Origin of the sequence: Gilvibacter sp. SZ-19 (assembly GCF_002163875.1) — a bacterium.
In the GTDB taxonomy this organism is placed as follows: Bacteria; Bacteroidota; Bacteroidia; order Flavobacteriales; family Flavobacteriaceae; genus Gilvibacter.
In genome coordinates, this window is record NZ_CP019333.1 from 839,821 (window position 1) to 859,248 (window position 19,428).

Below are 19,428 nucleotides of genomic sequence, written 5' to 3' on the forward strand. Positions count from 1 at the left end.
ATATTATAAGTTGATAGTATTAGTTCCCAAAATTATATCGTAACGTCAGTCCTGTACGGATCGTTGTCTGCGGAAAGGCTGTAGAAATAGCGTATTCCGAGAAGGTGTGATCGTAATAGAACAAGGCCGTTAAATTCTTGCTCAAAGCGTAATCTGCCGTAAACTGCAAGCCGTAAATGGTTTGCCCAGCAGTCACCTGATTGTTTTCAATATCCAAATAACGAATAATGGTCTTGTTGTCTCTTATTGAGGCATCTAATTTAAAGTTCAAGTCACTTTTAAGGATCTTCTTCTTGCCTCCAAAGTTGGTACCTATTCGGAGATCCTTGATGCGATACCCTAATCCGAGGATGTATTCTGTTCCTTGGATCTCGGTCAACAAGTTATTTGCAAAGCTAAGCGATAAAGCGCGATCTGTACGAACTTCTGCCAAAACTTTCACCGAATTCTTCATTTCAAAATCAACCTTCACTAACGGACTGAATTGCTCCGTCAAGTTTACGTTAGATAAGATCAATCGGTTCTTGAAGTTCCCGGCCTGATCTACTGCCGTAGGATTGTCCTCGTTAAAGTCCAAATTGCTCTGGAACTGATTCACGGTATAACCTGCACGATATCCATGCTGAATAGAGAAACGCTTAAAATTCTTCTTGAACCACTTCAAGCGCATCAGTCCCGTATACTTGACATCCCAATTAGGCAGTGGCACATCTCTAAAGAGTCCCTTGCGCACATCGTTGGCGTCCTGCCCGGTATAGGCCGAAAGGAATGCCGGCAAGAGCACTTCTTGGTTATTGCGCCCAAATCCGACTGGGAAGCCAGTAGATGGATCTCTCGGGAAGTCATCCGTTCCGTAGAAATCACGCGCCAATCGCTCCGCAACAACCAAACGATTGCTTCTAAACTGATTGAAAGTCTCCGAATTGAACTCATCGCTGCTCTGGAAAGCCGTGCGAATAAGCATGGTCGAAATATTGAAGTTCCCAAAAGTGTTTGGAGTCAAAGATTCGTACAGTCCGTCTTGTACAATATAGTTCTCTGCATAAGACTCAGACAAAGTGCGATTACCGTTCAGATCGATCTTTAGATCCGGAAGGAACTCAAAGGTCATCTGGTAATCCAACTGATTGTTCTTGGTGGTGGTATACTGCTGGTTGAATTCTGGGAAAATGGTAAGCCAACCCTTACGTGCGGCAAGGGCACGCACATCGGCCTGACTACCAAAGACAAATCCAGTAGTTGGTTTTAAGGTTCCTATAAATCCAATAGATTGCAAGTAACCCGGCAAGAAAGTACCTCGGTTCTCTTGGTAGTTGAACTGCGCACGTTTAAGACCAGTTACAATTCCGATTACAGTATTTAGAGCCTTATCTCCAGCAGAGAGTTTCGACTTTGGTTTACCATCGGCATCGGCATCGTCGGCACCGGCACCCGGAGGGCCTCCTGCAACACCACCGCCGCTAGCATTTCCACCTTTAGCGTTTCCGCTGCTAAATACAGAGCTGCTCGGAGTAGCAGAATTTCCATCGTCGCCCGGAGCTTTCTTTTTCTTCACTCCTAAGTAGCGATAGAAACTGGTAAAATCTAAGGTCGAATTAATGCGGTGTGTGCTCGCATTCTGAATCGAGTTACCCAAATTATAAGTTTCCGTCACCCCGTCCGTAGTAGTGATGGTAATATTGTCGTAAAGATCAGATCCGTCTTGCCATTGGTAGTCTCCCGTATAGGAATAGGTTGCCCTAATGAACTCCAGGAATGGGAATTTATTGAACGGCAGATCGTAATTGAGCTGTAAGGATTGGAAATGTCGGTTGGGTTCCCCAAGGTCAAAGAAGCCATCCCAAACTCCTGAATCAGGATCGTCTATGAGTCCTCCATCGTTCAAGAAATTATTGACAAAGTTGTTTCGGTTCGAGTTGAAATTGAATCGCAAGGACTTGGTCAAATTATAATTAAGCGTGAACTGGAAGTCGAAGGTGTAATTGCGTTGATACAATACCGGTAAGCCCAAGGCGCCTTCTGGCAAGTTGATCTCTCTGAACTTTTGTGAGTTGAACTGTCGCATAAAGCCGGAATTGACCGTTAAACTTGTAGGCAGATAATTTACGTTCAGATCCTTTAAGAATCTCCAATACCTACCTCTAAAGAGCGAGTCGCTTTTCTTAAAGGGTTCAAAAGTTTTCTGCGGAAAGTTGAAATTATAAGTACCTCCCAAGTTGACATTCTGACTCAGGGATTCCTCGATCTCAAAATCACGATGGTTCTCTTCGTTATAGCTGTAAGAGAAGGTAAAGTTCTCAATGTCATAAGGCATTGGAGTCTTTTCGGTAGTGCGATCCTTACGCACTCCGATAAAGTTGATACTCTCTCTTTTGGTGTATTCTGTAGATTGACGCTGACGCGCATCGCGCTCGGCATCGGTAACCTCATTCTCCAGGCTTACATCCAATTCCACATCAAGGAATTCTGGATCGTATTTCGGCGTTACCAATTGCTCGGAACGTCCGTAGTTGAACGGCAGTTGAACACCCCAAGATTTAGGCAACAATTGCCCGAGGTTCACATTGGTTACTAAGTCGTATGATTGTACATCCTCTAAGCTACGCTCCAATGGTCCTTGCTCTAAAGAACCAAAACCAATGGTCGAACGCTGCCCACTTGCGCTAACGGTAGCGAAGTCTGCGATATTGGCATCCATATTGGCAATGGCTGCCCATCCGCCGCTGTTCTCCAAGTCAGACAAACGCAATTCGTTGAACCAAACCTCTCCAGCAACTTCGCGGTTCGATTGGTTCTTAAGCCCGAGCATAATGGTACGTACTGCACCAAAACTCGGATTACCTTTGATCCCGATTCGCATTTCGTTCTCAGGACCTACATCGCCGCCAAGCTCGGATTCTGTAAAAAAGACCTCATCCGCAGCAGATAAACCTAAAGCATTTACGCGGGCCTTGACCTCCTGTAATAGCGTAAGGGGTAAATTCAATCGGTTTTCAATTGGCCAAATACCTTCAGGGTCTGAAGTTCCAAAAGAAGTAGTATTTAGCGGGATCTGAATCTCGTAGTAATTCTGCGAAAGGTCATTACCCAATCGCATAAAGGCCACTAGTTCTCCGTCTGCCAAAGGCGTTTCTGTAGCAATGGATTCTGCGTGTAAGAACATCTCCAAGTTCTTGTACTGACGCATGTCCACATTAAAGTTCTTATACACCCCACGACCATCTCCTGGTTCGAGCCCAACGACCCTAATAGAGAGCGATTGCTCGTTTTGACGAATGTTATTGTTATTGTTTACCAGCTCCTCGCGCTGCACTCCAGGAGGCAAAACATAAGGAATTGGAACACGGTTCTCATTCTGTTCAATGCTTACCGCTTCTGTCTCGAATAAGGTATCGTCTCCTTCGTTATCCTCTCCGGTAATATCCAAAGTCTCCAAATAACGACGGTAGTCACCGCGCACCAGGTCAAGGGTTCCAAAACGCAAGACTGTGTTCTGCTGGAACTCTGACAAATACATACGCATGAAACGGATCGAACGGAAATCTGCAATACCGTTCACCGCACGATCTGGCGCACTGATAGGGATCTTGTATTGGATCCAACGCACCGGAATGTCTGTATTGTTCTCTAAGGTTACCACCAATTCTTTTACGTCGGTGATATAGTCTTGAGACGCTCCGTTAATACTGGTGTTGTTCTCTACACTCATACCTGGATAGATAGGCACTTCATATTCGAAGTAGCTGTCTACGGTATTCATGGTGTTATCTCTGTTGATGTCTTCTACATCGGGCTGTGGTGTTGCCCCGCGATTGGTATTGGTCACCGCTTCTGGGGAGTTACCTTCGTTTCCGTTGTATTGTTTGTATCGGTCAATGATGTTACCCTCCGCCTGTAAGAAGAAAACATAGTTGTCATTGGCAGGATCCTCTAAGCTTGCAAAAGCTGGGAAGGTAGCTGCCTCACCCGCATCGTTAATACCGTCATAACCGATATCCTGATTCTCTCTGTCTGGTCCTGTAGTATCAAAAGTGTAGATAAGCGATTGTTGTGACGGCACTTTACCGTAAACCGTTGGAATCGTATTGGAAGTACCTCCGTCTGCCGGAAGTCCGTTCTCGTATTGCTTTCTACCGTCTTTAAGAATATCCTCAGAAATATTACCCAAGTTAAAGGTCAATTTTCCACGATCGGTAAGACTGGTGTCATGCGCATACGGGTCCATAAGCCAGAATTGGATGTATTCCACGTTGGTTCTTTCAAAATCCGTAGAGGTCAATTGTCTCGAGATACCTCCAAATCGGCTACCAGGATTTGGCAGCGTATTGGTTCCTCCGGCTTCTGGGTTATAGTTGTATGGTCCACGTTCTCCTGGGAAATACGCAAGGTCTAAAGAAAACAAAGCTTGTGTTTGCCCCTGTACAATGTCGACTTCTGGGAAGATCTCGTCTATAAATACACGTCTGGTCGCAAAACTTGACAGATCGTCGTCGGTAATTCCATCTGGTCGCTGACGGCTGTAAAAGATAGGGTCAATGGTATACCAGGCTAGCTTGGCGCGGTTGTAGTTGTAGGCCAAATCGCCATTGGGCAACTCTCCTCCAAAACCAACTGGTGTACTAGATAAGAACCAGCTAAGCGGGGTTTTAATATCTAAGGCAGTTTGAGCTCCTTCAAAGTCGTCCACATAAGTAGTCACCGTACCATCGAAATTGCTCACCTTAGGTGCTCCTGCAAAGAGATAAGCAAATTCCCCTCGTAAGGAAACATTAGATTCCACATCGGTATCGATGTTTGGCAGGTGATTCACCATGCGTGTTAAGAACGGAAGTTGAGTCGAATAATTCGCGTTCAGCCCAACGATGGTATTGTTAATTGGCTCGTAACTGTAGTTCGCCTTTTGGGTGATCGGGCGCTCGTTCAAGTTCAAATAAGTAGCACCAACCATAAAGTTCTCGTTGAACTGGTGCTCAATATTCAATCCTGTAAATCGACGTGTTTGCTGACCAAAAACAGAGTTGTTCTCCGTAGTGATCTCAATTGGCGTATTACTGTTCAACAAGGCTTGATCCAATATCTGGACACGTCCTAATTGATAGTTCACGGTATAGTCTACTCCTTCTACAAGCACACGTCCTCCGGCAGAAACCGTTACCGAACCTTGAGGGATATTGAATCCTCCAATAGGGATTCCATCTCCTGCAGAGGACTTATAACGTCCTTTTAACTGGAACTTGTTCTTCTCACTCGCATTTTGCTCTGCAAAGGTCTTGGTAGAGGCGTAAAGCTCGCGGAAAACGTATTGGTTCTGGTTGGCGTTATAGGTAGTAGGCACATCGTAATTCTCCGAAGCTAGGTTATTTCCTAATTTGTTGAAGAGGTACTCACCAAATGGTTCCACCTTAGTAAAGATGATGCGTCCGTTTTGCTGATCTACGGTTAGCCCCGGAACAAAATCGAAGAAACCGTCTCCTTCTGCAACCGGGTCGTTGTTGTAGTTCAATTGATCCAGGTCAAAAACACGTAGTAGTGTGGTTTGCTCAACATCTTCCGGTAGTGGAACAGCTGGAGTCAATCCACCTCCTGGTGCTTGCGTAATGTAATTCAAAGGAGAAGGGTCCGTGTACAAAATGTTCATTCTAAAATCGTCGCGCTCCAATTGGAAAGCACCCAGATTATAGATGTTCTTCATCATCAGATCCCAAGTTGGGGTCTCTACATTGATGATATTACTCTTAAGCAATTTTAGAACGAGATTCTGCGGAGAGCCTTCTGCAAAGACCACATTATCGTCAATTCCGTCTACGTTTACGTCGTTTCCTCCGGTTTGGTCTACGTCGCTGCTGTCGTTGATCCCATCGCCATCGCTATCGGTTCCGTTATCGTTGACTCCATCGCCATTGATATCCACATCGGCAATGTTCGGAATACCATCCATATCGTCATCTGGGTTAGAACCTGTAGAGTTCACCCCGTCGTTAGAGAATTCTCCAACCTGATAAACGCGACCATTGATGGTATACTGGAATGCTACTGCCAAAACCTCATCATTACTCAAGCGTTGGCTCAAGGAAACGTAACCGAGTTTTGGGTGTAAGGTATATTCGTTGGGTTGCAGCTTCCGCGCATTCTCTTGCTTGGCATAATCGATTCCCTCGCGAACAGGCAATCCGCCAAATCCTGCTTCTACCGAAGCCACATCGCGAATCGCATCGTTCAAGATACTTTCTGCCGGCCCGTTAATTCCAAAGGGGTTAAAGTCGTTGTTGGAGTTGTCCGGCAAGGCAGACGGAGCAGCATTGATAAAGCCCGGTGGCACTGTTAGTAGTCCGATCTTATCCGGATCTGACTCTCCTAGATCCTGCAAGGCAACAATGTTTCTAACATTCTCGGTGTTCTGCGTTCTATTGGTAACCCAAACTTCTGCCCGGGTAATTTGGATCTGTGTGTTTATAAACGGATACTGCTCTAAGTTGGCGTCGTAGCGATCTCTAAAGTATTGCGAAAGGAAAAAGTGACGGTCCTCGTCATAATCTAATGCGAAGATCTCAAAATCTGTTACGGTAGCACCACCTTCTGCCACAACCGTTCGCGTTTCCGATTGCTGCTCAGAGAAAACCCCTGTGATTCGCGTTTTACCAAATTGCAATTCGGTCTTTACCCCGAAAAGCGATTGAGCTCCTGTGATAAGACTTGTGTTTAAAGGCAGAGCCACGTTACCTACTTCGATCTTGCGAACAATATCGTCTTCTGTAGGTGTGTATTCTAATTTGATCTGATTCTGGAAATCAAAGGTCGATTCTGTATCGTAGTTCGCCGTTACTTGCAAACGCTTCCCGACCTTCCCTAACAAACTCAAAGAGATGCGTTGGTCAAAATCAAAGGTTAGGTTCCTTCTGTTTCTCGGCGAAAAAGCTGGGTTATCTTGCTTTGTGAACAAGAGCCCTAAATCCATTTCAATAGATCCTTGTGGGATCACCTCTATAGTGTTGCCTCCAAATACGGTCTCGAAGAAATTTGAGTTTACGTAAAAGTTGGGCAATAAATTCTTCTGATCTTCTTCTGAGCCGTCTTTTTTACCATCGGCAGCGTCGATCTTGGTTTTAAAGTACTCCCGCATGGATTCCTGCAGGACCAGATCGTGGTATTCGTCTGGAGTGAGTATGGTTGGATAGGTGATATCAAAGGAACCAACTTTCTGGGTGTAGATATAGCGGTCTGTGATCGGATCGTAGGTATATGAATCTTCCACACTGTTGGTTGGAAGTTCCATACGACCCATGACAAAGCCAGTCTTAGTAGAGTCCGTTACGGTTTCCGCTGGATCCTGTGCTAGTGTTGTTGCGGTGGTTAGTATGCTAAAAAGGAATATCAGGCCCTTAAGCAGCCTTGCCTTGCGGTAATGTTCCCTGTTCAATTGTTATAAGTTTTTTAAAGCTAGTTTGATGATGGATTCAACGCTTGCGTTCGGATCCTCTTGGACGATCTTATTCAGCACCTTGTCGGTCTGTTTTCGACTGAAACCAAGAGTCTCTAAAGCAGATAACGCTTCATCTCTATTCGTATTGCTCGAAAAGTCCGAAACATCTTCCATTGCAAACACTTTCAAGATCTTGTCTTTCAAATCCAGAATGACGCGTTGCGCCGTTTTTGCACCAATTCCTTTAACACCTTGGATGACTGCAACGTCTCCCGTGGCAATGGCCTGCTGAACTTGCTTGGGTGGCAGGGACGACAACATGGTTCTGGCCGTGCTGGCTCCTACGCCCGAAACTGAGATCAATAACTTGAAAATTTCGCGTTCCGAAGGTTCGAAAAATCCGTAGAGCGTATGCGAATCCTCCCGCACTAATAAGTGGGTAAACAATTTTACATTTTCCGATTCAGGGAGTAAAGAAAACGTGTGTAATGAGATGTGAGCCTCATAACCTACTCCGTTGCATTCCACTACAACAGACGTAGGCGATTTTTCAACTAGTCTTCCCTTTAAGTGGGTTATCATTCGCTAACTCTGATAAAAACCCAAATATAGCATAATTATTCACATTGACTAGCCAGATACAGCGTTAAAAAGCAAGGGGTTTAGCCCTGCTTTTTTGCCTGCTCCTTTGCGCGCTTTTCCTTTTGCTGCGCATCGATCACCACAACAGCTACCATATTGACAATTTCTTCTACGGTAGCCCCCAATTGTAAGATGTGCGCCGGTTTCTTAAGACCAAGCATAATAGGTCCAATGGAATCGGCATCGTCAAACTCTTTGAGTAATTTGTAGTTGCTGTTGGCCGCGTCCAGATTTGGGAAGATCAGTGCATTGACCTTCTTTTTACCCAACTTAGAAAAAGGATATTTGCTTCCACGCATTTCCGGGTTGAGCGCAAAGTCCGCTTGTAATCCACCATCCACACAGAGTTGTGGCACATCGCGATGCAAGATCTCCACCGCCTTGCGTACTTTCTCCGAGGCAGGATGTTTAGAAGAACCAAAGTTGTTGTAAGACACCATAGCCATGGTTGGGTTCACCCCAAAGAGCTGCATGGTATAGGCAGTCATATGCGCTATCTTGGCCAAGTCTTCTGCAGTAGGATCTATATTGATCGCAGTGTCTGAAATAAAGAGTGGCCCGCGTTTGGTTAGCATGAGGTTGGTAGTGGCCACCTTATCCACCCCATCAAAACGACCAATGGTCTCTATAACCGGTCGCACCACAGAAGCATAGGCTCTGGAATAGCCAGAGATCAAGCCTTCTGCATCACCTTCGTTCACCATCATACAGGCAAAATAGTTGCGCTCACGCATCAGTTTTTCGGCATCGTAAAGGGTTATACCACTTCTGCGACGCTTCTCCCAAAAGGTCTTGGCATAGGACTTTAATAGTGGTAAAGTTTCGTCGTCCTTTGGGTCAATGATATCGAGTTCTCCTTCAAAGTCGATCTCTTCCATCAACTCCTTGATGGTCTCTTTGCGTCCTAACAGAACGGGAGTTGCAATACCTTCTTCGTATACGATCTGGGCTGCTTTTAATACATCTAAATGGTCTGCTTCTGCAAATACGATTTTCTTCGGATTGGTTCTGGCTCGGTTAATAAGCAAGCGCACGATCTTATTGTCGTTGCCCATGCGAGCAAGTAACTCATCCTCATAAGCCTGCCAATCTTTGATCGGCGCAGTGGCAACACCACTTTCCATAGCCGCTTTTGCAACTGCCGGTGGAATCGCTTCGATAAGCCTTGGGTCAAAAGGCTTAGGGATGATATAATCTTTACCAAAGTTCAAGCGGGTCTCTCCGTAGGCAATATTCACCTGCTCAGGAACCGGCTGTTTGGTTAATTCGGCCAAAGCCAAAGCTGCGGCCATTTTCATTTCTTCATTGATCTTAGTGGCCCGGACATCGAGCGCTCCGCGGAAAATAAAAGGAAAACCTAGTACATTGTTCACCTGATTCGGATTATCACTACGCCCTGTGGCCATGATAATGTCATCTCGAGTCTTGCAGGCCAGATCATAGGCTATCTCCGGATCGGGATTTGCCAAGGCAAAAACAATAGGTTTGGCCGCCATGCTTTTAAGCATTTTAGGGCTAACAATATTTCCAATAGACAAGCCAACAAATACATCTGCATCTTTCAATGCCTCCTCCAGGGTGTCTATCTTTCGATCTGTAGCGAATTCTGCTTTCTCTTTAGAAAGTCCGTCTCGATCCTTGCGAATTACTCCTTTAGAATCGAGCATCACTATATGCTCTGGTTTAACGCCACATGCAATATACATGCGCGTGCAACTTACAGCTGCTGCACCAGCGCCAGAGATCACTAAACGCACCTCGTCGATATTCTTTTCTGCGATCTCTAAGGCGTTCAGTAAGGCTGCTGTAGAAATGATCGCCGTGCCGTGCTGATCGTCATGCATGATCGGAATATCGAGTTCCTGCTTTAAGCGGGTCTCTATCTCAAAAGCCTCAGGAGCCTTGATATCTTCTAAGTTGATCCCACCAAAGGTCGGAGCTATGCGCTTTACCGTTTCGATAAACTCATCTACATTCTCGGTATCGATCTCAATATCGAATACATCAATTCCAGCAAAGATCTTAAAGAGCAAGCCCTTACCTTCCATAACTGGTTTGGACGCCTCAGGCCCAATATTACCCAGTCCTAATACCGCTGTTCCGTTAGAGATCACAGCGACCAAGTTTCCTTTGTTGGTATACTTGTAATTATTCGACTTGTCTTTCTCTATCTCCAGACAAGGTTCTGCAACCCCTGGCGAATAGGCCAATGACAGATCGCGCTGGGTGCTGTACTTTTTGGTAGGAACTACCTCTATCTTACCCGGCCGTGGTTTGGCGTGATAATCAAGTGCTTCTTTTCTCTTGGTGGGTTTACTCATCCCTGGAATTTTTTGATGCTATTCAAGCCACAAATTTACCATTCCTACGGGCAAAAATGACCACTTCTGTGGTATTTTTAGTCTATTGCGATGACGTGTCGCGATCTAAAAATGCAATGTTTCGCATAAGGCCAGTGTATTTAGTCCGTTTCACGGCACTCTTTTTAAAGAGTTCTCCAAAGACCTCTTCGGTGAGTTCTCGCCAAGCATTTTTATCTAACTGCAGCAATTCGGGTTTTGGATTAAACCTAGATTCCGAATGCGGTTTACTAAATCTATTCCAAGGGCAAACATCTTGACAAACGTCACAGCCAAACATCCAATCGTCCATCTGCCCGGAAAAGCTTTTCGGGATAGCTTCCTTTAACTCAATGGTTGCATAAGAGATACATTTGCTACCGTCTACCACATAGGGCTTAATGATAGCTTGCGTTGGGCAGGCATCTATGCAGGCTGTGCAAGTGCCGCAATGATCAGTCACCGGGTGGTCGTATTCCAAGTCCAGATCTATGATCAGCTCGGCCACAAAAAAGAAACTACCCGTCTTCTTGCTGAGCAGATTACTGTGTTTTCCTATCCAACCCAAGCCACTTTTGGCGGCCCATACTTTGTCTAAGACCGGGGCAGAATCCACAAAGACTCGCCCGCCTATCTCTCCGATCTCTTCGCTAAGCACATGCATCAATTCCTTGAGCTTGTCCTTGACCACAAAGTGATAATCTTCTCCATAGGCGTATTTGGAGATCTTGAAACTGTCCTTGTCTTGTTTTTGCTGCGGATAGTAGTTATAGAGCAAGGAGACCACACTTTTAGCACCAGGCACCAAGAGGGTCGGGTCCAATCGCTTGTCGAAATGGTTTTCCATATAGGCCATTTGCCCGTGCATGCCTGCCTTGAGCCACTGCTCCAATCGCGGGGCCTCTTCTGCTAAAAACTCGGCCTTGCTTATGCCACAACTTAAAAACCCCAAGCGCTGGGCATGGGTCTTTATGAGTTTGGCGTATGTACTTTGATTTTGATTCAAGACTCGTACTGGTGAAACACTAAGATAGCATCTTTTGGCTTCAAGGTGATCAAGGGTCTTATCTGTATGGGAGTCGTTTTCTCTTCTAAGCTAAAGGCGCTAAAGAGTTGTATCACAACCAAAATCATCTCGTACATGGCAAAATTATTCCCTATGCACATGCGTGGCCCTGCGCCAAAGGGAAAATAATAGTCGCTGTGTTGTCTGGGTTGCTGCGGATCGAATCGGTCCGGATCGAACTCCAAGGGGCGCTCCCAGTAGGTTTCTGACCTGTGGATCTCATAAACCGAAAAGAGTAAAGTTGAATCTTCTGGCAAGCGGTAATCGCCTAAGTGATCTTCTTTGTAATTCACCCGATCGATAAAATATGCCGGCGGATACAAACGCATAGACTCTTGCAAGACCTGCTGAATGTAAATGGCCTCTTTAAGCATAGTCATAATATCTGCGCCAGAACGAGTCAATGCAAGCGCCTCCTGCTGGACCTTCTGCAGCACCTGCGGATGACGCGCCAAAAGCTCACAGGTAAAGGTCAAAGCGTTAGATGTGGTTTCATGACCAGCAACAAAGAGAATCAAGATCTCGTCAATGAGTTGCTGTTCTTCTATTTCGGAACCGTCGTCATAGCGCGCATCCAAGAGCATGTCCAGTAGGTCGTCATAGCGCTTGCCACTGGCGCGACGCTGATTCACCAATTCCTTTAGGACTTTTCTGGCTTCGCCTACAGCATCTAAGTGCTTTTTAATCTTGCCACTGCTTTTAAACCACCAGACCAAGAAGGGTTGCCGCAGCTCTTTAACCATCATTTGTTGGGCCTCCTCTGTGGTGCGTTGCAACTGCGCGATCTGCTCCGCAGTAACACCTCCGCTAAAAAGTGTTTTAATGACCGTTTGGAACGCCAGATCGTTGAATACCTCGTGTATGTTTGCTGCCTCGTCTAGCTTGATCTTCTGCAGTTCCACAGCAATGACCTTTTGCATGGTGTCTAACAACAATTGCAATTGCTTTTTGTGAAAAGCAGGCTGTATAAGCTTGCGCTGTCGCTGCCAATGATCGCCTTCGGCAGTTAACAAGCCCCGCCCTACATATTTGGCCAAATCCCTGGTTTGGATCTTGCTCTTCGTGTAATTGCGTTGATTCTTCTGAAGGGTATAGCGCAAGTAATCTGCATTCTTAGAAAAGATTACGCTTGCCGCTGGGCCTATCCGAAGTTCAAAGGTATCTCCAAGGCGCTCAAAATTGGCATGGTGAAACGGCAATGGATTTTTGACAATGTTAGATGCGTGCCTTAAGAATCTTAAGAAACCGACTCGTGGAAAGTCTGTATTGAGCACTTTGGTCATTCGAACAGTCCGCCTTGAGTTGCACCTCGAACACGCCCTAAATGCTTGTAAGCCGCCTCGGTAACTTCTCGCCCGCGCGGAGTTCGCACTATAAAACCTTGCTGGATCAAAAAGGGTTCGTACACTTCTTCTATGGTTTCTCCAGACTCAGAGACCGCGGTAGCTAGCGTGGTGATTCCTACTGGACCACCTTTAAACTTGTCTATGATGGTCGCCAAGATCTTGTTGTCCATTTCATCCAACCCGTGGGCATCTACATTCAAGGCCTCAAGGGCATATTTAGCAATGGCAATATCTATGGTTCCATTTCCTTTTATCTGTGCAAAATCGCGAACCCGTCTTAGAAGTGCATTAGCGATACGCGGCGTACCTCTACTGCGGCCAGCAATCTCTATAGCAGCTTCCATGGTAATGGGTACTTTTAGAATTCCGGCGCTTCTCTCAATGATAGTTGTTAGTAGCTCGGTCTTGTAATATTCTAATCGAGAGGAAATCCCAAAACGAGCCCGCATAGGTGCCGTTAATAGTCCGGAGCGCGTGGTGGCTCCCACCAAGGTGAAGGGGTTGAGATTGATCTGAACCGTTCGGGCATTGGGGCCGGTCTCGATCATGATATCGATCTTGTAATCTTCCATAGCGGAATAAAGGTATTCCTCTACTATAGGACTCAGTCGGTGTATCTCGTCAATAAATAGCACATCGCGCTCATCCAAATTGGTAAGCAGTCCGGCAAGGTCACCTGGCTTATCCAAAACGGGGCCAGAAGTAACGGTTATACTCACATCGAGCTCATTGGCAAGTATATGCGCCAAGGTGGTTTTCCCTAATCCAGGAGGGCCGTGAAACAGGGTGTGATCTAAAGCTTCGTCCCGCAAATTAGCAGCCTCTACAAAGATCTTCAGGTTATCTAAAACCTGAGATTGGCCCGTAAAATCGTCAAAGGCCAGCGGCCTTAACTTGCGTTCTACGTCTTGCTCTTCGGGAGTGAAATGATCCCCAGTTGGGTCCAAGTGCTCGTTCATATAACAAATATACAAACTTGGGGTATCGAATGTATGTTGCTATGGCTATTATTTGAAATCACAAAGGAACGTTAATATGTAGGTTCCCGCCCTTAGTTTTTGGTAATTTCGCTTAGCAACCAACCATTGACATGCGAAGTAATCTTATTACCACTTACATCGCGCTTTTGACCGTATTTTACAGCCTTGGGCAAACCAAGAGTGTCACGGTCAAATACATATCCGAAGAGATCACCGTAGACGCCCTGCTGGATGAGCCAGCTTGGCAAACCGCAGAACCTGCCACAAACTTCTGGCAGTATTTCCCAACAGACAGTGTACAGGCCCGTAATCAGACAGAGATCAAATTCATGTTTGACGACCGCAAACTCTATGTGGGTATCAAGGTGGAAGCTATTGGTGACGATTATATAGTTCCATCTTTGCGCCGCGACTTTAGAGCTGGAGGTAGCGATAATGTCACCCTGATGTTCGACACTTTTAACGACGGCGTGAATGCCTTTCTGTTTGGAAGTAATCCGGCAGGAGTATTACGAGAGGCGTTGGTTTCTGGAGGAGGTACAGAGCTAAGGGGATTCACAACCAGTTGGGATACCAAATGGGTTGGCGAGACCAAACAATACGACGGTTATTACATTTGCGAATGGGCTATTCCGCTATCTGCCTTTAAGTACAACGAAGGAGAGACCAAATGGAGGTTTAATTCCTATATGTTCGACACCCAAGACAACGAACGCACTACTTGGATCAGAATTCCTCAAAATCAATTCATATTCAACCTGGCCTATATGGGCGACATGGTCTTTGAAAAGCCTTTGGGTAATTCTAAGAGTCCGATTTCTGTGATCCCATATGTAAATGGTTTGCTAGGGAAAGATTACGATATAAATGACCCATTTAGTGAATTCAAGTTTGGTGGCGATGCGCGTTTTACGCTTTGGAACAGTCTGAATCTGGACGTGACCATAAACCCAGATTTTTCTCAGGTAGAGGTAGATCAGCAAGTGACCAACCTCTCGCGTTTTGAGGTGAACTTACCCGAGCGCAGACAGTTCTTTATTGAGAACAACGACCTCTTTGCCGATTTCGGGAATTCTAGAGACGCCAACCCTTTCTTTTCAAGACGTATTGGAATTGCAAGTGATGCAGATGGCAATACCATTCAGAACGATATCATAGCTGGAGCACGACTGAGTGGAAAGGTAAACAACGATTTTAGAATTGGGTTTCTCAACATGCAGACCACCGCCGATGAGGCTAATGAGATCTCTGGGAACAACAATATGGTCGTGGCTTTACAGCACAGAGTATTTAGCCGCTCTAATATTAGCGCCTTATTTATAAATCGTCAGGCAACTGGTGACGAACCCTTTTTAGAACCTGAAGAAGAATACAATCGCGTTGTTGGTTTGGACTATAATCTGGCCAATGCCGACAACAGTTGGAACGGAAAATTCTTTGTGCACAAATCCTTTAAACGCAATACCGGAGACGATGATTTTTCTGCAGGGGCACGCTTGCAGTACAACAGTCGCAGATGGCGTGTAAGAGCCAGTGGTGTTTTTGTGGGCGAGGATTTTAACTCTGACCTAGGCTTTGTACGTCGTAAGGATATTTTTAAGATCGATCCGCAAGGAGAGCATTTGTGGTTTCCTAAATCAGGATTTATCAATAGACATGTATTCTCCTTTTTGCCAATTGTGATCTGGAGGCCTCAACTCGACTTTGAGTTATCTGATTATGTGCTGATTTCACGTTGGGAAGCAGAACTTAAAAACACTTCGAACATTCAAGTCAGTATGCGTAATCGATATGTAAGACTTTACGATGAGTTCGACCCTTCTCTATCAGATGGCGTACCCTTACCGGCAAATTCCGATTATCACTACAACCTGTTTGAGCTCGAATATCGCTCGGACAACCGCAAGGCATTTTTCTTTAACGTACAAAGCACTTTCGGAGGATGGTTCAATGGCTCTATCTACACGCAGAGACTCGATCTGAACCTGCGCTTACAACCCTACTTGACCCTATCTGCAGAAGGTCGCTACGACAAGATCAACCTTCCGGAACCTTATTCAGATAACGAACTCTGGCTTATTGGACCTCGTATAGATGTGACCTTTAATAAGTCACTGTTTTGGGCCACCTTTATTCAATACAATTCCAATCAGGGGAATTTAGGGATCAACTCTAGATTACAATGGCGATTCGCTCCGCTCTCGGATCTGTTCTTGGTGTATAACGACAACTACTTTACCGACGATGTATTTGCGCCGCGTTTTAGAACCATCAACTTGAAGTTGACCTACTGGTTGTATCTCTAAACTTTAACGGATTTCCATTTTCCTTTGCGGAATAGTGCAATGCCTATAGCCGCTATAAGTACTTCTGCCAAGGTTATGGCCAAGAGCACTCCCAAAGGCCCCATACCGAAACTCACGGCTGCCAAATAAGCAAAGGGCAGCTGGAATAGCCAAAAGCAAAAGAAATTGATCACTGTAGGTGTTTTAGTGTCTCCCGCCCCGTTAAAAGCTTGGATGATAACCATTCCGTAAGCATAGAAAACATAACCGGCAGCAATAACCCTTAAACTCAATGCTCCACTACCGATCACTTCCGGATCGTCACTAAAGATCTTGAGTATTCCCTCTGCAAAAAGCAAATAGAATACAGATACCAGGACCATAAAATAGGCATTGTACTTTCCGGTCTTCCATACTGAGGTGGCAGCCCTTTCAGGATTACCCGCTCCCAAGTTCTGACCTACCATAGTAGCTGCGGCATTACTCATACCCCAAGATGGCATAAGCGTAAACATTAGGACTCGAATTGCGATGGTGTAACCAGCGAGTACTTCGGAGCCAAACTCGGCCATGATCCGCATCAAGAACACCCAGCTCGAGGTTCCTATTATGAACTGTCCAATACCTCCCAAAGATACTTTGACCAAATTGATCATCTCTGAGGCGCGCACAACTATGTCCTTGAATCCAACTTTAATGCGGCTCCATCCGTAGAAAAGTATCAAGAGTTGAAAGATCACTGCACTACCCCTTCCTATGGTAGTTGCTATTGCTGCCCCTTGCACACCAAAGCCTGGTATTGGGCCCCATCCAAAAATGAGTAAAGGATCTAATACAATATTCAAAACGTTGGACAAGATCAGTACGCGCATGGCTACGGCAGCATCTCCCGCACCTCTAAAGATCGCATTGATCAGAAAAAGCAGCATGATGGTGACGTTTCCTCCTAAAAGTATTTGTGTAAATCGGAAGCCTTCTTCTATAAGATCTGGCTGCCCGCCCATCAGCCTTAAAATATCCTTAGGAAACAGAATACCGATTACACTGATAAGACTCGCTACCAATATTCCGAGCATGATGGCTTGTACCGCCGTTCTGCGAGCGCCTTCGGTGTCCTTCTCCCCTATACGTCGCGCGACTATAGCGGTAACTCCCATACTGAGACCAATAGCGACGGCATAGACCAAGGTGAGCACGGATTCGGTAAGACCAACAGTGGCAATGGCATTAGCCCCCAAACTGGAAACAAAATAGGCATCGACCAAAAAGAAGACCGATTCCATCATCATTTCAAGCACCATGGGTACAGAGAGCATAAAGATAGCTCGTCGAATACTGCCTGTAGTAAAATCTTGCTGACTGCCCTTTACAGCAGTAGCCAGCAGACCGAGGTAATACCCCAAACCTTTTTTGGGAGTTTCCATAAGGAAGGCGTTAGTTAGTTGCGCAGCAATATAGAACAAAAAACCCTTCCAATATGGGAAGGGTTTTAAGATTTCTAAGCTATTACTGCCTAGTGATTCATTTCTTCTTCGTTGTCTTGCAACGGAATGTGCTGCGGTACGAAGTCTTGTCCTGGGATCACGTAATCTGATTCGTCTTTGTTCAGTTTACTGTAATCGTAAGCCCAACGGTGTACTTCTGGAATTGGTCCGTCCCAGTTTCCGTGAATGTGCTTCACTTCTGCGGTCCATTCCAAAGTGTTGGAGTTCCATGGGTTCTTAGGTCCTTTCTTACCGTAGAACATAGAGTGGATAAAGTTGTATAAGAATACCAACTGCGCCGCACCTGTGATGAAGGCGAAGATAGAGATCACTACGTTCACGTCTGCCAAATCATCAAAGTATGGGAAGGCTGAGTTGGTGTAGTAACGTCTCGGTAATCCTGCCATTCCAATGAAGTGCATTGGGAAGAACACTCCGTAAGCACCAATAGCGGTGATCCAGAAGTGAACATAACCGAGGTTCTTATTCATCATACGTCCTTGGAACATCTTAGGGAACCAGTGGTATACACCAGCAAAGAGTCCGTAAAGTGCTGAGATACCCATTACCAAGTGGAAGTGAGCTACCACAAAGTAGGTATCGTGTACGTTGATATCTAGTGCAGAGTCACCCAAGATGATACCAGTTAGACCACCAGTGATAAAGGTAGATACCAATCCGATGGAGAACAGCATGGCCGGGTTGAGCTGCAGATTACCCTTCCAGAGGGTTGTGATATAGTTAAATGCTTTTACTGCGGATGGGATCGCGATAAGCAAGGTCGTAAAGGTAAACACAGACCCCAAGAATGGATTCATTCCGGAGATGAACATGTGGTGACCCCATACGATGGTTGACAAGAACGCGATTGCCAAAATAGAGGCAACCATAGCGCGATATCCGAAGATCGGCTTACGGGCGTTGGTCGCGATAACCTCAGAAGTAATTCCTAGAGCCGGTAGTAATACAATGTATACTTCCGGGTGACCCAAGAACCAGAACAAGTGCTCGAAAAGTACTGGCGAACCTCCTTGGTTGTGCAATACCTCTCCGGCAATGTAGATATCAGACAAGAAGAACGAAGTTCCGAAGCTTCTGTCCATAACCATCATAAGACCAGCGGATAGTAATACTGGGAAAGAGATCACACCAATGATAGCCGTTACAAAGAACGCCCAGATCGTTAGAGGAAGGCGTGTCATAGACATACCTTTTGTTCTCAAGTTGATCACTGTTACTATATAGTTCAAAGATCCAAGTAGCGAGGAAGCGATGAAAATGGTCATCGACACCAACCACAAGGTCATACCTGCTCCAGAACCTGGAATGGCCTGAGGCAATGCTGAAAGTGGTGGGTAAACTGTCCATCCGGCAGAAGCAGGACCTGCTTCAACAAAGAGAGACATTACCATAATGATACTCGATAGGAAGAACAACCAATACGAAACCATGTTCAAGAAACCGGACGCCATATCGCGGGCACCGATCTGCAATGGAATCAAAAGGTTGGAAAAGGTACCACTTAAACCTGCCGTTAGTACGAAGAATACCATAATGGTTCCGTGAATCGTAACTAATGCCAAGTATACAGAAGGGTCCATAATTCCGTCCTCTCCCCACTTACCAAGAAGTACTTCGTAAATGGTGAATTGTTTATCTGGCCAAGCCAACTGCAAACGGAAGATCAATGACATAGCAATACCAATGATTCCCATAAACAGCCCTGTGATCAAGTACTGCTTGGAGATCATCTTGTGATCTTGGCTAAAGATGTACTTGGTTATAAAGGTTTCTTTGTGATGATGTCCGTGATCATCATGTTCGACCGGGTGTGCGTATCCTTGTGCTGACATACCTGTAAAAATT

Annotated in this window: 9 protein-coding genes; 1 reads left to right on the forward strand and 8 read right to left on the reverse strand. The window is 45.6% G+C overall.

The window, feature by feature from the left end:
• Positions 1-19: 19 nt before the first annotated feature.
• The 6 genes from sprA to ruvB form a co-directional block, all read right to left on the reverse strand.
• Positions 20-7,417, reverse strand: a complete 7,398-nt coding sequence (sprA, locus tag BTO09_RS03910; protein ID WP_369826903.1) for a cell surface protein SprA — start codon at positions 7,415-7,417, stop codon at positions 20-22.
• Between the two features lie 3 nt (positions 7,418-7,420).
• Positions 7,421-8,002 (reverse strand): Holliday junction branch migration protein RuvA, encoded by a 582-nt coding sequence (gene ruvA, locus BTO09_RS03915; protein WP_087523423.1) that lies wholly within the window; start codon positions 8,000-8,002, stop codon positions 7,421-7,423.
• An 80-nt stretch (positions 8,003-8,082) separates the two neighbouring features.
• On the reverse strand, positions 8,083-10,383 hold the full coding sequence (locus BTO09_RS03920; RefSeq protein ID WP_087523424.1) for an NADP-dependent malic enzyme: 2,301 nt from the start codon (positions 10,381-10,383) through the stop codon (positions 8,083-8,085).
• 82 nt (positions 10,384-10,465) lie between these two features.
• Positions 10,466-11,407, reverse strand: a complete 942-nt coding sequence (gene queG / locus BTO09_RS03925) for a tRNA epoxyqueuosine(34) reductase QueG (RefSeq protein ID WP_087523425.1) — start codon at positions 11,405-11,407, stop codon at positions 10,466-10,468.
• Positions 11,404-12,750 (reverse strand): cytochrome P450, encoded by a 1,347-nt coding sequence (locus tag BTO09_RS03930; protein ID WP_087523426.1) that lies wholly within the window; start codon positions 12,748-12,750, stop codon positions 11,404-11,406. The genes queG and BTO09_RS03930 overlap by 4 nt, the downstream gene beginning before the upstream one ends.
• A complete protein-coding gene (gene ruvB, locus BTO09_RS03935) occupies positions 12,747-13,772 on the reverse strand; it encodes a Holliday junction branch migration DNA helicase RuvB (protein WP_087523427.1) in 1,026 nt (341 codons plus the stop codon). The genes BTO09_RS03930 and ruvB overlap by 4 nt, the downstream gene beginning before the upstream one ends.
• 131 nt (positions 13,773-13,903) lie before the next feature.
• On the opposite strand from ruvB, the gene BTO09_RS03940 reads away from it, so the two are divergent.
• Entirely contained in the window at positions 13,904-16,099 is a 2,196-nt protein-coding gene (locus BTO09_RS03940) for a DUF5916 domain-containing protein (protein WP_087523428.1), read from the forward strand.
• Here the strand turns inward: BTO09_RS03940 and BTO09_RS03945 are convergent.
• A complete protein-coding gene (locus BTO09_RS03945) occupies positions 16,096-17,502 on the reverse strand; it encodes an MATE family efflux transporter (protein WP_087525482.1) in 1,407 nt (468 codons plus the stop codon). The two genes, BTO09_RS03940 and BTO09_RS03945, sit on opposite strands and share 4 nt — an antisense overlap.
• An 89-nt stretch (positions 17,503-17,591) precedes the next feature.
• A complete protein-coding gene (locus BTO09_RS03950) occupies positions 17,592-19,415 on the reverse strand; it encodes a cbb3-type cytochrome c oxidase subunit I (protein ID WP_087523429.1) in 1,824 nt (607 codons plus the stop codon).
• Positions 19,416-19,428 lie beyond the last annotated feature (13 nt).

Excerpts from the sequence above, each read along its gene's own strand:
- ruvA (WP_087523423.1), bottom strand. The coding sequence starts at position 8,002 with ATGATAACCCACTTAAAGGGAAGACTAGTTGAAAAATCGCCTACGTCT.
- BTO09_RS03920 (WP_087523424.1), bottom strand. The coding sequence starts at position 10,383 with ATGAGTAAACCCACCAAGAGAAAAGAAGCACTTGATTATCACGCCAAA.
- BTO09_RS03930 (WP_087523426.1), bottom strand. The coding sequence starts at position 12,750 with ATGACCAAAGTGCTCAATACAGACTTTCCACGAGTCGGTTTCTTAAGA.
- ruvB (WP_087523427.1), bottom strand. The coding sequence starts at position 13,772 with ATGAACGAGCACTTGGACCCAACTGGGGATCATTTCACTCCCGAAGAG.
- BTO09_RS03940 (WP_087523428.1), top strand. The coding sequence starts at position 13,904 with ATGCGAAGTAATCTTATTACCACTTACATCGCGCTTTTGACCGTATTT.
- BTO09_RS03945 (WP_087525482.1), bottom strand. The coding sequence starts at position 17,502 with ATGGAAACTCCCAAAAAAGGTTTGGGGTATTACCTCGGTCTGCTGGCT.
- BTO09_RS03950 (WP_087523429.1), bottom strand. The coding sequence starts at position 19,415 with ATGTCAGCACAAGGATACGCACACCCGGTCGAACATGATGATCACGGA.